The following is a 16,543-nucleotide window of genomic DNA, read 5'->3' as shown; positions in this document are numbered from 1 at the left end:
GAGGCGCCGAGTCGAAGCCACTCGGCGACCCGAACAGCGGCCGCAACCGTCAGCGCCGGTCGAGGTCGATGACGTCCCGGCTGCGCGATTCCACCAGCCGTCGGTCGTGGCTCACCAGCAGCAGGCCCGCCCCATCGGCGACGAGGTCGTCGAGCAGCGACGTCACGGCCCGAGACGCGACCGGATCCAGCATCGCGGTCGGTTCGTCGCACAGCACGACCCGCGGCTGCTGCACCACGAGCCTGCCGAGGCACGCGCGCTGGAGTTGACCGTCGCTCACCTGTGACGGATAGCGATCCAGCAAGGCCGGATCGAGGCCGACGCGATCCGCGGCTCGTTCGACGTCACAGTCTCGTCTCGCGATCGCCGCGGGTTCGGCGACGATCCGGCGCAGCGTCCACCGTGGGTTGGCGACGAGGCGCGGATGCTGGGCGAGGAGGGCGATGTCGCCGGGGCGACGCCCGCCCGGCCACGCGACTCTTCCGGCAGCCGGCGCGGCGAACCCCGCGAGGACGCGCAGCAGCGTCGTCTTGCCGCTCCCCGACCGCCCGACCACTCCGGTGACCGTTCCGGCGCCGACACCGACGTCGAGGCCCTCGAACACGAGGGTGTCGCCGAAGCGGGCCGACAGGCCCGTGCCGACGAGAAGGTCCCCCGTGGTCACGGCACTCTTTCGAAGAACCCGGCGACATAGGCGTCGTCGGAGGCAACGATCTCATCGAGCCGACGATGATCGACGATCCGTCCCGCGCGCATGACCGCCACCGAATCGCACCCGCGCCGCATCGTCTCGACGTCGTGGGTGATCACGAGCACCGCCGCGCCGGCACTCGCGGCTTCGACGAGGAGCTCCCAGATGTCGGCTGCGAGTTCGGCGTCGAGCGCCGAGGTCGGCTCGTCGGCGACGATCGTGTCCGGATCACCGGCCAGGGCTGCGGCGATCGCGGCGCGCTGCGCCATCCCGCCGGACAGCTCGTGCGGATACAACCGGAGTGCGGCGGGGTCGAGGTGCACGCGTCGGCACAGCTCGACGGCATCGTGTGACCCGCCGACAATGCCGATCACCTCGTCCAGCTGCGCGCCGACACTGCGCACAGGCGTGAACGAGGTCGACGCCGACTGGGGAACGGAGCCGATGCGGCGCCCGCGGAGTCCTCGCCACCGGCGGTCCGCGCCGGCGAGTTCACGATCGGTGAACACCTCGCCGCCGATCCGCAGTCGACCCGTCGGCACGGACCCCGGCGGGAGCAGACCGGACAGGACCGACGCGACCATCGACTTACCGCAGCCGGACTCACCCACCAGTGCGGTCATCGACCCGGCCGGCAAGGGCAGCGTCACATCGTCGAGCACTCGGACTGCTGCCCGGTTCCACCGATTCCGGGCCACGATCTCCACTGTCACCCCGTCGAGCCCGGCGTTCATCGCCACACCTCACCGGCGGGCGGCGACGTGGCACGACGCAGCGACGACGCCGCGGCCGCACACGCGAGCGCGGTGACCATCAGGGCGACACCGGGCACGACCAGCGTCCACCACGCGCCGGTGAGGATGTCACCGCGCGCCTGCCCGAGCAGCGTGCCGAGACTCGCGGCGTCCGGGGAGAGCCCGACACCCAGGAACGACAGCGTCGTCTCGTGCCAGACCGCGTGCGGCAGCAACACGGTCATCGCCACCAGCACCTGCCCGCTCACTGCGGGCAGCAGATGGCGGACGGCGACGAAGGTGCGGGACGCACCGGCCAAGCGGGCGGATTCGACCCACCCCGACGACGTCGCCTCGAGTAGTTCGGCGCGCACCACCCGCGCGACGGACGGCCAGTGGGTCAGCGCGATCGACGCGATGATCGCGACCGGCTCACCGCGCCACATCGCGGCGATGACCACTCCGACGACGAGGTGCGGCAAGGCGTTGACCCCGTCGACGACGCGCATCACCACCGCGTCGAACCACCCGCCCATCGTCACCGCACCGATTCCGACGAGGACGCCGAGGGCCGTCGCCAGGACCGCGCACGCCGCGGCGATCAGCAGCGAGATCCGCAGTCCGGCAGCAGTTCTGACACCGAGGTCGTACCCCGAGTGGTCGGTCCCGAGTGCCGCCCCGGAACCCGGAGGCAGCAGTGAACGCGCGAAGTCGGCGGTCTGTTCGCCTGCGAGAACGGGCCACCCGACCGCCATGACGACCATGACCGTCAGCACGACCCACGGTGTGACGAGGGCGGCGCGGTGACCGATCGCGGCCCGACGGCTCACGACCCCGACGCCCGTCGTGTCACCGATGGTCGTCATGCGGTCAGTCCGATCCGCGGATCGATCCACACGGCCGCCGCATCGGACAGGGCCGACCCGAGCAGCACGAGTACGGCCGATCCGACCGCGAGCGCGGCCAGCAACGAGAAGTCCAGTGCCACGGCCGAATCCACGAGCGCTGCGGCGAGGCCGGGCCAGCCGAAGACGGTCTCGACGATGGCGGCGCCGGCGATGATCTCGGGCAGGCGGGTGCCGAGGAGCGCGAGGGTGGGCAGTACCGACACCGGCACCACGTGCCCGCGCACGAGCGCCCACCCGTCGACACCGCGGGTCCGGGCGGCCCGGACCGCATCGGAGGCGGTGGCGTCGACGACGGCCGCGCGCATGGTCAGCAGCAACCACGGGATCATCGACACGGTCAGGGCCAGGTACGGCAACACGGCGTGGGTGAGCAGACCGTCGAGGGAGTAGTCGTCGCCGGGGCGTCGAGCACCGGAGGTCGGAAACCACCCCAGCGTCACCGCGAAGATGCTGACCAGCACCAGTGACACCACGAAGGGCGGGGTCGCGGCCAGCATGGCCGCCAACGCCGTACACGCCCGGTCGACCAGCCCGCCCCGCCGCATACCGATGACGGCCCCTCCGACGACGGCGAGCAACGCAGCGGAGATCAATGCAGCCGTCGACATGCCGAGGGTGAACGGAAGACGTTGCGAGATCACTTCGTCGACCGCGCGGCCCTGGGTCGAGGACCAACCCAGATCACCGTGGAGCAGCGCACCCCACCAGTTCCACCAGGCGCTCAGCCAGTACTGGTCCACGTCATAGGCGGCCGCGGTCGCCGCCCGCTGGGCGGGGGTGGCCGACTGGTAGTTGTCACCGAGATGAGCGGTGAGCGGTTCGAACGGCGACGCGGCGGCGACGGCGAAGATCCCGAGCGACACCAGGATCGTCGTCGGGATCATCAGGAGGACGCGCCGGAGCAGGAGTCGTCCGGCTCGCCGCGTGCGCGAGTCCGGCCGCCTCGTGCGCCGGCGCCGCGGGTGCCGCCTGTCGGTCCGATCGTCGGCGTCGGTGCCGGCCGGCCGGATCGACCGCACCGACGAGGCGAGGGAGGTCATGAGATCGGTTGCCACGACGGCACGTTCCACCACGGGCCCCAGGTGACGCCGTGCGAATGCGGTTCGAGGATCGGGTCGTCGTGCCGCCAACCCTCGCCCCGAGAGGCGTAGGTGTGGTGCAGGAACGCCAGGAAGACGTACGACGGCGCAGCCGCGTAGATCTGCTGGATGCGCTGATACCGCTGGTCATTCGCCGGCCCGGGCGCGCTCGCACGTGCCTCGTCGAGAAGGGCGTCGAGCCCGGGGGCGGTGAGGTCGCCCGGGTTGGAGTACGGCGACGAGTTCGCGACGCGCGTGTGCAGGGTGTCGTAGACCTGCGAGTCGATGCTGTACGGCGTCGCGCCGCCACCCAGAAGCACCGCTGCCGAGGTCAATTCGGAATCGATCTCGTCCCAGCTGGTGCCGCGGGTGAGGACCTCCACACCGATCCGTTTCATCGACGCCGCGAACGCCACCGCCAGATCACGGCGAAGAGTGTCCTCGGCGTTGTAGAGGAGGGCGAACGACGCCCGGTCGGCCCCGCGGGCCCGGATACCGTCGGGAGCCGTCCGCCACCCGGCGGCGTCGAGTGTCGCCCGTGCACGATCGGCGTCGAAGCCGAACTGCGTCTGCTCGTCGTAGACGTCAGCCCCGTATACCGAGGCGATCGGCGTGCTGGCGGGTTCACCGTCGCCGGTCAGCACGTCGTCGACGACGGCCTGCCGGTCGATGCCGAGGTTCATCGCGAGGCGAGCGGCCGGGTCGGCGGTGAACGGGTTCGTGCTCGGCAGTGAGATGCCGCGCCAGTCAGCGGATTTCACCGACACCACGTCGATGCCGTCACGCCCGTCCAGGCTCTCGGCGAGCCTCGGTGGCAGGTTCGCGCCGTCGATCTCACCGGCCGCGATCCGTTGCGCGCGGGTGTTGTCGTCGGGAACGTGGGTGTAGACGATGCGTTGTACCGCCGGCTGGTTTCCCCAATAGTTCTCGCGCGCAACGAGAACGGCCTGGTCCGGCTCGAGCGAATCGAGCCGGTACGCCCCGGTGCCCACGGGCTCGGTGTTCAGGGCCCACTCCGCCGCCGGCGCATCCTCCACCCGCTCGGCGGGCACGACACCCACGAGCAGGTACGGCGACGGGTCCGCGTCGGTGTTCATCCGAACGGTCACCGCCCCGGGCCCGTCGGCCTCGACCGAGACGATCGGCTCGAAGTCGATCGAGATCTGCGACGCGACCCGTGGATCGACGACGGCCCGGTAGGTCGCGACGACGTCGGCGGCGTCGAAGGCGGTGCCGTCGGAGAACGTGACGCCACTCTTGAGCGGCACCCGCCACGTGCGCGGCGCGACACGCTCGGGGCGGGACGCGGCGAGCGCCGGGACGAGGTCCGGAACGCGGTCGTCGCCGTCGGCGGACGGGATGAGGAGGCCGTCGTAAATGGGCGAGACGCCGAGCTGTGCATAACCGAGCATCGGGTTGAAGTCATCGAGGTCCTGCCCCTCGCCGAGGACGATCTGGTCGGTCGCCGTTGCCTGATCCGACACCGAGCAACCCGCGAGGGCGACCATCGCGAGAAGAACGGCGGCTCCGACCGTGGCGACTCCGCGAACAGTCGACGACGCTCCCTCAACACGTGTGTGCACAGACATATGTTCTCCCAGACACACATTTGCCGCCACCGGGGCCGTGAGGAACGATGAGCTGGTGTCCATCGACGAAGTGACGAGGAGGGGCCGGTGACCGACTTCGACCCACACTCATTTCACGCGGACTCGTTCGACGCGGACTCCTGGGCCGCACGTTTCATGCTCCTGAGCGACCCCAACCGCCTCCGACTCGTCGCGGAGATGCATGCGCGGCCGGGTTCCACGGTCGCCGAACTGGCCACCCGTATCGGCATCACCGAGAACGCCGCCTCCCAGTCGATCCGCAAGCTGCGCGACCAGGGGTGGGTCCGTTCGGAGAAGGTCGGCCGGATGGTCCACTACGAGGTCGTCGGCGACGCGATAGTGCATCGCATCCTGCACGACATCATCGGGGTCGGGCACCTCACCTCCGCAGATCGGTCGGATCACGCCCACCCGGTGACAACGGATTAGAACACGTTCTAGTCTGGTCGACGTGGATGTCACCTTCGATGCGACCAAACGGGAACTGACGACCGATCAGGGCACACTGCGCTATCACGAGGCCGGCGACGCCGACGCACCGCCGCTGATCCTCTTGCACGGATCCGGGCCCGGCGTGACCGGCTGGCGCAACTACCGCGGGAACCTCGGGCGCTTCGCGCAGACACACCACTGCTTCGTCATCGAATTCCCCGGCTTCGGGGTGAGCGACGCCGTCGAGGGCCACCCGGTTCTCACGGCCGGCGGCTCGGTGCTCCGGTTCATGGATGCACTCGGCATCGACAAGGCCGCGATGATCGGCAATTCGATGGGTGGGGTCGTCGGCGTCAACCTGGCGATCAAGAAGCCCGAGCGCGTCGAGAAGCTCGTCACCATCGGCGGTATCGGCCCGAATGTGTTCAGCCCCAGCCCCAGTGAGGGCCTGCGCCTCCTCCAGGAGTTCACCGACGCCCCGGACAAGGACAAGCTGGTCCGCTGGCTCACGTCGATGGTCTTCGACCGCTCGCTGGTGACCGAGGAACTCATCGAGGAACGGTGGCAGGCCGCCATCAACCCAGACGCGCAGAAGACGGCGCAGATGATGTACGGCTCAGCGGCTTTCGAGATGCAGCAGCAATTCATGGCCGCGTCGGACAACCCGCCGTACTGGGCGTCGATGCACAAGGTCGCCTGCCCGACGCTGCTGACCTGGGGCCGCGACGATCGAGTCAGCCCACCCGACATGGCGATGGTCCCGATGCGCCTCATCCCCGACGCGGAGCTCCACATCTTCCCGAAGTGCGGGCACTGGGTGATGATCGAGGCCAAGGCCGCCTTCGAGGCGACGGTGGGGGCCTTCCTCGCGCGATGATCCACTAACCTCGCCACCATGGATGGTGTCGACGTCATCGTGTCCCACTGGGCCGTCGCCCGGCCCGAGCTCGACGTCTCGGCGCTCAAGGTGTTCGGCCGGCTCCACCGCAGCTTCCTCGTCTACAAGGCGCGTATCGCCTCGACCTTCGACGAGCACAACATCACCGACTCCGGCTTCGACGTCCTCGCGTGTCTGCGCCGAGCCGTCCCCGACCATCGCCTGACGGCAGGCGAACTCGCCGAGCAGACACTTGTCACCACCGGCGGTCTGTCCCTGCGCGTCAAACGCCTCGAGGACGCCGGGTTCGTCACGCGCACCCGAGATCGGGCCGACGCACGAGTGGTCTACGTCGAGCTGACCCCCGAGGGCGCGGCACTCGTCGACCGCATCGCCGACGAGCACTTCGCGAAGCTCCGCGTGATGCTCGCCGAACTCTCCGAGGACGAGGCAGCCGACCTCGCCCGGCTCCTGGGCGCGCTCGAGCACTCCGCTCGTTTCGCGGTGCTCGGCGATGGCCTCGATCCCGGCGAAGCGGACCCCATCGCCGCGGTCTGACGCTGCGATCGAAACTTTTTCCGCGGCGTTCGTGATGGCCGACACACCGTGTGTGACCTGCATCTCTTCCATTTCGGACGCGTAAATCCCACGTAACGAGGTCCTGTAGTGGGGTTCTTCGAGGTTGACCTCTTAGCGCTAAGGCTTTACAACTGTCTTAGCGCAAAGATATTTGGTTCGGCCTTCGGCCATCACCTCCGAACGGATTCACATGACCCTCGTGACGAGCACCTCCACCCATCCCGGGATCGACGCCCGTGACCTCGACGACCGCATCTTCGTCGGCGGTCACTGGGAGGTCGGCGCCGGAGATCTGATCGAGTCCGTGAACCCGGCGACGGGTCGGGTCTTCGCGACCCTGCACGGGGCCACTCCCGCCGACGTCGACACCGCGGTCCGCACCGGGCTCCGCGCCGCCCACGAGAGCGGCTGGGCGAGTGCGCTTCCCCACGAGCGCGCGGCAGTCCTGCACCGGATCGGCGACGGTATCGACGCTGCGCGAGATCGCATCGCGCGGCTGCAGACCCTCGACACCGGCAAGACCCTCGGCGAGACATCGGCTTTGGCGGCGAGTGCGGCGAACACCTTCCGGTACATGGCGGCGGCGGCGGAGACCTCCGACGGCACGCTCACGACCCCGCGCGGCCCGTGGCTCACGATGTCCACGCACCGCCCGATGGGTGTCGTCGGTGCCATCACCCCGTGGAACTCGCCGATCGCCTCCGACGCGCAGAAGTTGGCCCCCGCGCTGGCCGCGGGCAACGCGGTGGTCAGCAAGCCGCCGGTGTGGGCGCCCTGGGTGACCTTGCTCCTGGCCCGCATCTGCGAAGAGGCCGGCCTGCCCCGCGGTGTCCTGTCCGTCCTCCCGGGCCCGGGCCGGACCGTCGGCGAGGCCCTGGTCCGCCACCCCGACGTCGCGAAGGTGACCTTCACCGGCGGGACGAGCACCGGGCGTCACCTCGGCCGGATCGCCGCCGACAAGCTCATGCCGATCACCCTGGAGCTGGGCGGCAAGTCACCGACCATCGTCTTCGCCGACGCCGACCTCGAACGCGCCGTACAGGGCGTGCTGTACGGGATCTTCTCCTCCAGCGGCCAGAGCTGCATCGCCGGATCACGAGTGTTCGTGCAGCGCAGCGTGTTCGATGCTTTCACGGACGATCTGGTGGCACGCGCCGGCCGGTTGCGGATGGGTCCCGGCACCAACCCGGACACCGACGTCGCCCCGATGATCTCGGCCGCGCACCGCGACTCGGTGGCCGACACGGTAGCCCGAGCGGTGGCCGACGGTGCCCGAGTGCGGTGCGGTGGCGCGGTTCCCGTCGACGGTGCGCTGGCCGACGGCTGGTACTACCCGCCGACCGTACTGACCGGCGTCGCCAACACCGACCGGATCAGCCAGGAGGAGATCTTCGGGCCGGTCGCGGTGGTCATCCCGTTCGACGACGAGGCCGACGTCATCGCGCAGGCCAACGACACCGTCTACGGCCTGGCCTGCGGCGTGTGGACCGAGGACTACCGGCGTGCGCTGCGGATCGGTGACGCCGTGGACGCCGGAACCGTCTGGGTCAACACCTACAAGCAGTTCTCCATCTCGACCCCGTTCACCGGGCTACGCGACAGCGGGCTGGGCACCGAGAAGGGCCGTGAGGCGATCCGCCAGTACTCCGACCAGAAGAGCATCTACCTCGACCGCAGCGACGAGCCGATCGCGTGGGGTCGCCATCCGTGACCGGCCGGACCGTGCACGCGCCCACTTCGACGAAAGGAACCACATCCATGACCGCAACTGCCGCAACCGACTTCGCCGCAGAAGACCAGAGCACCGCGCACCCGTACAGTCCCGCATTCGCCGTCGCCGGTTTCGGCTTCGTCTCCGGCGCACTGTCGGTGGATGAGAACGGGGTGGCCGTACCGGGTGTCGACGCCGCCCTCGACGCGGCGATGGCCCGGCTCGGCGAGCGCCTGGCCACGATCGACATGAGGCTCGCCGATGTCGTCAAGACCACCTACTTCGTCACCGACGTCTCGCTGCGCGACGCCGCGAACCGGCACTACGAGAGCGTCTTCGCCACGCCTCGTCCGGCCCGCTCGTTCGTCGAGGTCGCCGCGCTGCCCTACGGCGCGACCGTCGAGATCGAAGCCATCGCCCACTCGTCCTGACCGAGCGTCCGGCACCGACCGAATCCACCAGAACACCGAGAGGACCCGCCATCATGACCGCACCAGAGAAGACCATCGCCGATCTCGAGCAGCAGATCGACTCCTGCATCGCCAGCCGCGAGACCCGGCACGAGGACTGGGACACACTGGGTTTCCAGGCCGCCGCCGGCGGCGATCGCTTCAAGCGTGCCCAGATCCGCTACATCGGCTCGGGCGCCACCGGCAACCACGAGAATGACAGCCGGACTCTTCCGTCGGATCACTTCACGTTCTCCAACATGCGCCTGCCCGCCGGTGCCGTCGGTCCCGAGCACACCCACCACGACGTCGAAGAGGTGTTCTTCGTCCTCGAGGGCGAGCTCGAGGTCGCCGTCCACGACGTGGAGGACGGCACCAAGAAGGCCGTTCGTCGCCTCGGCTACCGCGACCTGATCCGGGTGCCCGCAGGCGTCCCCCGCAGCCTCGCCAACGTCGGCGACACCGACGCGCTGTTCTGCGTGATCATCGGCGCCGAGAAGCCGCAGCTGCCCACCTACCCGCCGAGCTCGGAGATGTTCGGCGTCACCCGCTGAACCTCGCTCCACCCGAACCGAACCCGAGAGGTGTCCACCATGTCCGCAGACACGACGAGAGTCCTTCGCGTGCACCAGAAGACCTGGGAGGCCGACGGCGTCACGAGCATCACCCTCGTGGACCCGTCCGGCGCCGAACTCCCGCGCTGGGAACCGGGATCGCATGTCGCGCTTCGTCTGCCGGACGGACTCGTTCGGGAGTACTCGCTGTGCTCGGCGCCGGAGGATCCGTCACGGTGGTCTGTGGCGGTCCTCCGGGCCGAGAAGTCGCGCGGCGGTAGCAGCTACGTGCACGATCGGCTGTCCATCGGCGCCGAGATCGAGGTCGACGGCCCGCGCAATGCCTTCTCGATCGACCCCGACGCCGCGCACCACATCCTGATCGCCGGCGGCGTCGGTATCACCCCCATCGTCGCGATGATGCGTCGGCTGGAGTCCGAGGGCCGATCGTGGCAGATGCTCTACGCGGGCCGGTCCCGACGGTCGATGGCCTTCGTCGACGAGGTGTCCGCGCACTCGACGTCCGTCATCCACGCCGACGACGAGCGAGGCGGGTTGCCCGATCTGTCGGCGCTGTTCGCGGGAGCGCCATCCGGGTCGGTGGCGTACTGCTGCGGCCCGGCCGCCCTCCTCGACGCCGTCGCCGGCGTCGTCCCGCCGGAGATCCCGCTGCGCAGCGAACGTTTCGCCGCACCCGTCGTGGGGGTGGACCCAGGCGGGGACACCGCATTCGACGTCGTCCTCGACCGGACCGGACAGCGGATCCCGGTACCGGCCGACATGTCCGTGCTCGACGCCCTGGCCGACGCCGGCGTCGACGTGCCCAGCTCCTGCACGGAGGGCATCTGCGGCACCTGCGAGATCGGGGTCGTCAAGGGCGATCTCGACCACCGCGACTTCGTCCTCACCGACACCGAACACGCGAGCGGTCAGACGATGCTTCCCTGCGTCTCGCGTTGCCGCTCAGCCGAACTCGTACTCGACCTCTAGGGGAACCCCGTGCTCTACTCCCAGCTTCCCGTACTCACCGAGCAACCGGTGTGCCGTCTGCGCAGCCTGCGCTCGGTCACGCTGAGCGTGCCCGATCCCCTGGCCTCCCGGGACTTCTATCACGAGGTGTGGGGACTGACCACCGTCGAGGAGGACGGTGACCGGTTCTGGCTGCGCGCCACCGGCACCGAACACCATGTCCTCGATCTCCGCCCCGGTGACGCGAATGCCCTGGGCGGCTTCAGCTTCGCACTGGGGACGCCGCGGGAGGTCGACGATGCCGCCCGGGCACTCGAGCGGATCGGCGTGCCGCTGCTCCGTGAACCCGGACCGCTCGACGACGCCGGGGGCGGATACGGCCTGGCCCTCGTCGACCCGGAGGGGCGCACCGTCGAATTGTCGGCGGACGTGCACGCGGTGTCGTCGCAGGAACCCGCGGGTCGTCGTGCCATCCCGCGCAAGATCGCGCACGTCGTCCTGAACACCACCGACATCGAGCGGATCACGGCGTTCTACACCCAGGTCCTCGGGATGCGGGTGTCGGACTGGTCCGAGCGCCAGATGTCGTTCCTGCGCTGCAACTCCGAACATCACGTCATCGCGCTGAACCAGGCGCCCTGGCCGGCCCTGAACCACGTCGCCTACGAGATGACCTCCATCGACCACTTCATGCGCGGCATCGGCAACCTGCGCTCCCACGGGATCAGCCCGCAGTGGGGACCGGGCCGCCACGGCCCCGGCGACAACACCTTCTCCTACTTCACCGATCCGGCGGGTCTGGTCTGCGAGTACACCTCCGAGGTCGCCCAGATCGACGAAGACGCCTGGCTGTGCCGGACCTGGCGCCGCACACCCGAACTGTCCGATCAGTGGGGTACCGCGGGCCCGCCGACGACCACCGTCCGCTCGGCCATGGCCGGCATCCCCGACCACGGCGCGAGCTCCCTGGTGACCCCGCGCGACCCGGACTACTTCATCCATCTGCCCCAGACGGTGGGCGTGGCATGACCACCACCGTCACCGTGCTCGACCGCGTGCACGTCGTCGCGCACCCGTCGAGCCGCGAGATCCGGAGCCGGCACAGCGTGGTGCTGCTCCACGGGATCGGCGGCGGCGCCACGTCGTGTGGCCCACTGGCCGCACGGCTGGCCGCCGCCGGACTCGACTGCTGGTGCCCCGACGCCCCCGGTTACGGGCGTTCGGCCGGTCCCCGGCCGGGTATCGGCCCCGTCGAGGAGATGGCCGAACTGATCGAAGCGCTCGCCCCCGGACAGCCCGTTGTTCTCCTCGGCACGTCCTGGGGCGGTGTAATCGCCATGGATCTGGCGCTGCACCGGCCCGATCTCGTCGCCGCGCTCGTCATCGCCGACAGCACCCGCGGTTCCGGGGTCACCGCCGAGCGGGCCGCCGGCATGCTCGCCCGCATCCCCGACCTCGTCGACCGGGGTGCCGCCGCAGTCGCTGCCGACCGCGCCGACGCGCTCACGGCACCCGACTGCGACCCGGCCGTCACCGCCGAGGTCCGCGCCACCATGGCGGAGGTCCGCGAGCCCGGCTTCGCCGCCGCGGCCCGATACATGGCCACGACCGATCTCGGACCCGACCTCGCCCGACTCGCCCGCCCGGCCCTCGTTCTCGTCGGTGAGCGCGACACCATCACCGGCGTCGACGAATCACGACTCCTCGCCGACCAGATCCCCGGCGCTCAGCTGCGGATCGTCCCCGATGCCGGCCACGCCGCGATCCAGGAACAACCCGACGTCGTCGCCGACCACGTCCTGGACTTCGTCGGGATGCTGTCATGAGCGCCGGGACGATGGTGGTGACCGGCGGCGGCCGCGGACTGGGCCGTGCCATCGCCGAACGTCTCGGCGCCGACGGGCACCGACTGGTGATCGCCGAACGGGATCCGGAGACCGCGTTCGCGGCCGAGGCCGCCTTGCGCGACGCCGGTCACGACGCCCGCGCGATCGTCACCGACATCGCCGACGTCGACGCCGTCCGCGCACTCGCCGACCGTCTCGACGCCGACGGCGATCACGTGATCGGCCTCGTCAACAACGCGGCGATCGCCGACGGCGTGGGCGGCGCGACGTTCTTCGAGCTCGCCGACGACGAGTTCGGGCGGCTGACCGATGTCAACGTCCGCGGCACCTGGTCGGTCACGAAGTACCTGTGGCCGTCGCTGTCCCGCTCGCGGGGCGCCGTGGTCAACATCGCCTCCGATGTCGCGATGTACGGGTCGCCGCGACTCGTGCACTACGTGTCGTCCAAGGCGGCGGTCATCGGGATGACGCGCTCGATGGCCCGCGATGCCGGGCCGCACGGAGTTCGCGTGAATGCCGTTGCGCCGGGCCTGATCCGGGTCGAGGCCACCGAGGGCGTTCCCGAAGACCGGTACCGCACCTACGCCGCGGGGCGCGCACTCGACCGCGAACAGACCCCGCAGGACGTCGCCGGAGTGGTCCGCTTCCTACTGTCCGAGGACGCCGCCTTCGTCACCGGTCAGACCATCGTCGTCGACGGCGGATTCATCTTCCGCTGAGCGACGTATCCACTTCGACTCCAGCCCCCAGCCCCCAGTCCGCAGCCCCCAGCCCCACCGCATACCAGCCCCGAGGAGTACCCATGGACCTGCAGCTCGCCGGTCGCCGAGTGTTGATCACCGGCGCGAGCTCCGGGATCGGCCTCGCCACCGCCCGGTTGCTCGCCGAGGAAGGCGCCCGCCTGGCGCTCTGTGCCCGTGACGAGGACCGTCTTCGTTCCGCGACAGCCGATCTTGCCGCGGTCACCGACGTGGTCACCGCGTCATGCGATGTCACCAGCCGCGCGTCCGTCGATGCCTTCGTCGCCACCGCCGTCGACCGGCTCGGTGGTCTCGACGGCGTGGTCTGCAACGCCGGGCGGTCGCTCATGCGCACCCTCGACGAGACCACCGACGAGGAGATCCGCGACGAGTTCGACCTGAAGATCTTCGGTGCGCTGCACGTCATCCGCGCCACCCGCGCCGCGCTCGCGGCGTCGGACCGCGGTGCCGTGGTGATCGTCAACGCCATCCTGTCCCGACAGCCCGAAACCCGCCTGGCCGTCACATCGGCGGCCCGGGCGGGCCTGTTGAACCTGTCGAGCTCGCTCGCCGACGAGCTCGCGACCGACGGGACGCGGGTCAACTCGGTGTTGCTCGGCCTCATCGACACCGGACAGTGGCAACGCCGGTTCGCCGAGAGCGGCGCCGACGACTTCGCGGCCTGGAGTGCCGAGATCGCCGACGATCGGGGAATCGCACTGGGCCGCTTCGGTTCCGCCGACGAACTCGCATTTCCCATCACCACCCTTCTCTCGCCGCGGAACAGCTACACGACCGGCGCCACGCTCGAGGTCGGCGGCGGGGTGCACCGCTATGTCTGACCCCGGCAGAGCCCGACCAACCCAGCCCAGCAACAGGAGAACCAGCCGATGACCGAACACACCGGAAGCCGCCGCCGACCGACCGGCGGTGACGTCCTCGTCGATGTGCTCCGCCGGCACGGCGTCACCACCGTCTTCGGGGTGATCAGTATCCACAACCTTCCGCTCGTCGAGGCCGTCGACCGCGACCTGACGTTCGTGGAGATGCGGCACGAGGCGGCCGCGGTCAACGCCGCCGACGGATTCGCCCGCGCGTCCGGCGGTCTCGGCGTTGCGCTGACCAGTACCGGTACCGGAGCAGGTAACGCTGCCGGTTCGATGGTGGAGGCCCTGACCGCGGGCAGTCGCGTCCTGCACATCACCGGCCAGATCGAGAGCGAGTTCCTCGCCCCCGGGCGTCCGGCCGCGAGTCGCGGTGTCATCCATGAGTTCCCGGGTCAGCCGCAGATGCTCGACGCGATCTCGGCGTACTCCACGACGATCACCGAGGCCAAGGACGTCGAGGCCGAACTCGAGTCGGCGATCGCGCATGTCCTCGCCGCACCCACGGGACCGGCCAGCGTCGAATGGCCCACGGACCTCCAGTATCTCGCCTCCCCGGACGCCCAGCGACCGGCGCCGTCGGTCACGGTGACGACGCCCGTCGCCGACGCGGAGTCCGTCGCCCGCGCCGCCGATCTGCTCCGCACCGCCGAGCGGCCCCTGTTGTGGCTGGGCGGCGGTGCGGCCGGCGCCGGTGAGCAGATCGCCGAGTTCGCTCGATTCCTCGGCGCGGGCATCGTCACCAGCAACTCCGGGCGCGGAATCGTCGCCGAGGACGTCCCCCTCGTCATCGGCAACTTCGCGACCACCCCCGCGGTGCGGGCACTGCTCGACGACGCCGACGTGCTCCTCGCCGTCGGTACCCACTTCCGATCGAACGAGACCGCGTCCTACTCTCTCTCGCTGCCGGAGAACATCATCCAGATCGACGTCGAACCCACGACGATCGGGCGCGTCTACCCGGCCGCGGTCGGGCTCGTCGGAGACGCCGCACCGACGATCACTGCGCTGCTGGCCGAGCTGGACGCGGTCGCGACCGCCGACGAGTGGCCGCGCCGCGTGACCGCCGTGCGCGAGGAGGTCCGCGACGATCTCACGACCTACATCGGTGGCTATGCCGAGGTCTGCACGGCGATCCGCGATGCGCTACCGCGTCGCTCGGTGATCGCCCGCGACGTGACGATCCCGTCGAGCCAGTGGGGCAACCGCCTGCTGCCGATCTACGAGCGCGGCACCAACATCTTTCCCCTCGGCGGCGGGATCGGACAGGGACTCGCGATGGGGATCGGTGCGGCGCACGCCCGGCCCGACGCCCCGACCCTCGTCGTCGCCGGCGACGGTGGATTGTCGGTGCACCTCGGCGAGCTCGCCCCCCTGGCCGGCTCGGGTGCGCACGTCATCGTGCTGGTGTTCAACGACGGCGGGTACGGGGTGCTGCGGAACATGCAGCAGAAGAACGGTTTCCGGCGCTCCGGCGTCGACCTGCACACGCCGCGCTTCGATCTGCTCGCGGCAGCGATGGACATCCCCTACCGACTCGTGCGCGGCCCGGGCGTCATCGCCGACGCCCTCGAGGCCGCGGTCGACCGCGGCGGCCCGTCGTTCATCGAGGTGGATGTCGAGGCCGTCGACCCCGCCCCCGGGCCGTTCGTCCCGCCGGTGCACGTCCCGTCTGAACTCGATTCCTCTGGGCTCGATTCCTCTGGGCTCGATTCCTCTGGGCTCGATTCCTCTGGGCTCGATTCCTCTGGGCTCGATTCCTCTGGGCTCGATTCCTCTGGGGCCCACTGATGACCGCCCCGGCCCTCTGGTGGGACCACGACATCGCGACGCGGGTGCGCTCGGGTGACCAGGCCCACGTCTTCGCCTCCGGCACCGACGTCGCCGACGCGATCGCCCTGGCCGTCGAGAACCCCGACCTCGTGCTGAGCCTGATCCTGGCCGAGCCCGCGCCGCTCACCGCAGAGACAACGAATCTGCTCCCGTCCGTTCGGGTTCCGACCCTGGTTCTCGCGTCGGCGCCGGACGCCGACACCGATCTCGATGCGGCGCAGACGCTCGCCGGCGACATCGACAACGGCGTCTTCGTCGTCCTCGACGGCGCGCCCGTCCCCGCGCACACCGAATGCCGGGAGTCCTTCGAGGAGTGGACCGTCTCGTTCGTCGCGATCGCCGAGGGCCTCGCCGCCCGTGACGGCCGCCTCCTCGCCCAGCCCACACCACTCATCGACGAAGGAGTACTCCGATGATGACTCGCCCAGCCCGCGAGCCCTACCTCGAGACACACCAGACCCATCCGGAGCCGCTGACACCGTATGAGCTCAAGCTCGCCGGGTCCGTCACCGAGATCTTCACCGCCGGGGCAACGACTCTCGATGAGGTCACCGACGGCCTGAACGCCCTCGGCCTCCACGGACCCGACGGTGGTCCGTGGACCGCCGAGACCTTCCGCGCCGAGATGCGCAGATTGGGGAAATGA

The 16,543-nt window shown here is 69.9% G+C and carries 19 protein-coding genes; 14 read left to right on the top strand and 5 right to left on the bottom strand.

What is annotated here, in order from left to right:
• Positions 1-49: 49 nt before the first annotated feature.
• Genes AB4Z55_RS04955 through AB4Z55_RS04935 form a run of 5 tightly spaced genes read right to left on the bottom strand, consistent with a single transcriptional unit; the run spans position 50 to position 5,001 of the window.
• Complete coding sequence (locus AB4Z55_RS04955; protein ID WP_369519275.1) at positions 50-664, bottom strand: ABC transporter ATP-binding protein; 615 nt, start codon at positions 662-664, stop codon at positions 50-52.
• Positions 661-1,425: an ATP-binding cassette domain-containing protein gene (locus AB4Z55_RS04950; RefSeq protein WP_369519274.1), complete on the bottom strand. Its 765-nt coding sequence runs from the start codon at positions 1,423-1,425 to the stop codon at positions 661-663. Before AB4Z55_RS04950 ends, AB4Z55_RS04955 begins: the two co-directional genes overlap by 4 nt.
• Positions 1,422-2,291 carry an ABC transporter permease gene (locus tag AB4Z55_RS04945; RefSeq protein WP_239402275.1) on the bottom strand — a complete coding sequence of 290 codons (870 nt, stop codon included), beginning with the start codon at positions 2,289-2,291 and terminating at the stop codon, positions 1,422-1,424. The genes AB4Z55_RS04950 and AB4Z55_RS04945 overlap by 4 nt, the downstream gene beginning before the upstream one ends.
• Entirely contained in the window at positions 2,288-3,388 is a 1,101-nt protein-coding gene (locus AB4Z55_RS04940) for an ABC transporter permease (protein WP_239402277.1), read from the bottom strand. The genes AB4Z55_RS04945 and AB4Z55_RS04940 overlap by 4 nt, the downstream gene beginning before the upstream one ends.
• Complete coding sequence (locus AB4Z55_RS04935; RefSeq protein WP_369519273.1) at positions 3,370-5,001, bottom strand: ABC transporter substrate-binding protein; 1,632 nt, start codon at positions 4,999-5,001, stop codon at positions 3,370-3,372. The genes AB4Z55_RS04940 and AB4Z55_RS04935 overlap by 19 nt, the downstream gene beginning before the upstream one ends.
• A gap of 156 nt (positions 5,002-5,157) precedes the next feature.
• Between AB4Z55_RS04935 and AB4Z55_RS04930 the strand changes: the two genes are divergently transcribed.
• The 14 genes from AB4Z55_RS04930 (at position 5,158) to AB4Z55_RS04865 (ending at position 16,543) form a co-directional block, all read left to right on the top strand.
• Positions 5,158-5,451 (top strand): helix-turn-helix domain-containing protein, encoded by a 294-nt coding sequence (locus AB4Z55_RS04930; protein ID WP_051987019.1) that lies wholly within the window; start codon positions 5,158-5,160, stop codon positions 5,449-5,451.
• Positions 5,452-5,473: 22 nt separating this feature from the next.
• Positions 5,474-6,331 (top strand): alpha/beta fold hydrolase, encoded by an 858-nt coding sequence (locus AB4Z55_RS04925; protein ID WP_239402280.1) that lies wholly within the window; start codon positions 5,474-5,476, stop codon positions 6,329-6,331.
• 18 nt (positions 6,332-6,349) lie between these two features.
• Positions 6,350-6,889 carry a MarR family winged helix-turn-helix transcriptional regulator gene (locus AB4Z55_RS04920; protein ID WP_239402282.1) on the top strand — a complete coding sequence of 180 codons (540 nt, stop codon included), beginning with the start codon at positions 6,350-6,352 and terminating at the stop codon, positions 6,887-6,889.
• Positions 6,890-7,100: 211 nt separating this feature from the next.
• Positions 7,101-8,621: an aldehyde dehydrogenase gene (locus AB4Z55_RS04915; RefSeq protein ID WP_369519272.1), complete on the top strand. Its 1,521-nt coding sequence runs from the start codon at positions 7,101-7,103 to the stop codon at positions 8,619-8,621.
• Positions 8,622-8,668: 47 nt separating this feature from the next.
• Positions 8,669-9,052 (top strand): RidA family protein, encoded by a 384-nt coding sequence (locus AB4Z55_RS04910; protein WP_369519271.1) that lies wholly within the window; start codon positions 8,669-8,671, stop codon positions 9,050-9,052.
• 53 nt (positions 9,053-9,105) lie between these two features.
• Entirely contained in the window at positions 9,106-9,624 is a 519-nt protein-coding gene (locus AB4Z55_RS04905) for a cupin domain-containing protein (protein WP_004018942.1), read from the top strand.
• A 39-nt stretch (positions 9,625-9,663) separates the two neighbouring features.
• Positions 9,664-10,614 carry a 2Fe-2S iron-sulfur cluster-binding protein gene (locus AB4Z55_RS04900; RefSeq protein WP_369519270.1) on the top strand — a complete coding sequence of 317 codons (951 nt, stop codon included), beginning with the start codon at positions 9,664-9,666 and terminating at the stop codon, positions 10,612-10,614.
• A 9-nt stretch (positions 10,615-10,623) separates the two neighbouring features.
• Positions 10,624-11,622, top strand: a complete 999-nt coding sequence (locus tag AB4Z55_RS04895; RefSeq protein ID WP_064570450.1) for a VOC family protein — start codon at positions 10,624-10,626, stop codon at positions 11,620-11,622.
• On the top strand, positions 11,619-12,419 hold the full coding sequence (locus tag AB4Z55_RS04890) for an alpha/beta fold hydrolase (RefSeq protein ID WP_369519269.1): 801 nt from the start codon (positions 11,619-11,621) through the stop codon (positions 12,417-12,419). The genes AB4Z55_RS04895 and AB4Z55_RS04890 overlap by 4 nt, the downstream gene beginning before the upstream one ends.
• The gene (locus AB4Z55_RS04885; RefSeq protein WP_369519268.1) at positions 12,416-13,159 is read left to right on the top strand and encodes an SDR family oxidoreductase; all 744 of its coding nucleotides are present in this window, start codon (positions 12,416-12,418) and stop codon (positions 13,157-13,159) included. Before AB4Z55_RS04890 ends, AB4Z55_RS04885 begins: the two co-directional genes overlap by 4 nt.
• Before the next feature lie 83 nt (positions 13,160-13,242).
• Positions 13,243-14,022: an SDR family oxidoreductase gene (locus AB4Z55_RS04880; RefSeq protein ID WP_369519267.1), complete on the top strand. Its 780-nt coding sequence runs from the start codon at positions 13,243-13,245 to the stop codon at positions 14,020-14,022.
• Between the two features lie 48 nt (positions 14,023-14,070).
• Positions 14,071-15,855, top strand: a complete 1,785-nt coding sequence (locus AB4Z55_RS04875) for a thiamine pyrophosphate-binding protein (protein ID WP_369519266.1) — start codon at positions 14,071-14,073, stop codon at positions 15,853-15,855.
• Positions 15,855-16,313: an alpha/beta fold hydrolase gene (locus AB4Z55_RS04870; RefSeq protein WP_239402297.1), complete on the top strand. Its 459-nt coding sequence runs from the start codon at positions 15,855-15,857 to the stop codon at positions 16,311-16,313. Before AB4Z55_RS04875 ends, AB4Z55_RS04870 begins: the two co-directional genes overlap by 1 nt.
• Positions 16,310-16,543, top strand: coding sequence for a recombinase-like helix-turn-helix domain-containing protein (locus AB4Z55_RS04865; RefSeq protein WP_004018951.1), 234 nt, complete (start codon positions 16,310-16,312; stop codon positions 16,541-16,543). Before AB4Z55_RS04870 ends, AB4Z55_RS04865 begins: the two co-directional genes overlap by 4 nt.

Origin of the sequence: Gordonia sp. ABKF26 (assembly GCF_041103195.1) — a bacterium.
In the GTDB taxonomy this organism is placed as follows: Bacteria; Actinomycetota; Actinomycetes; order Mycobacteriales; family Mycobacteriaceae; genus Gordonia; species Gordonia terrae.
The sequence above is the reverse complement of the archived record's forward strand: the minus strand, read 5'-3'. Positions and strand labels throughout refer to the sequence as shown.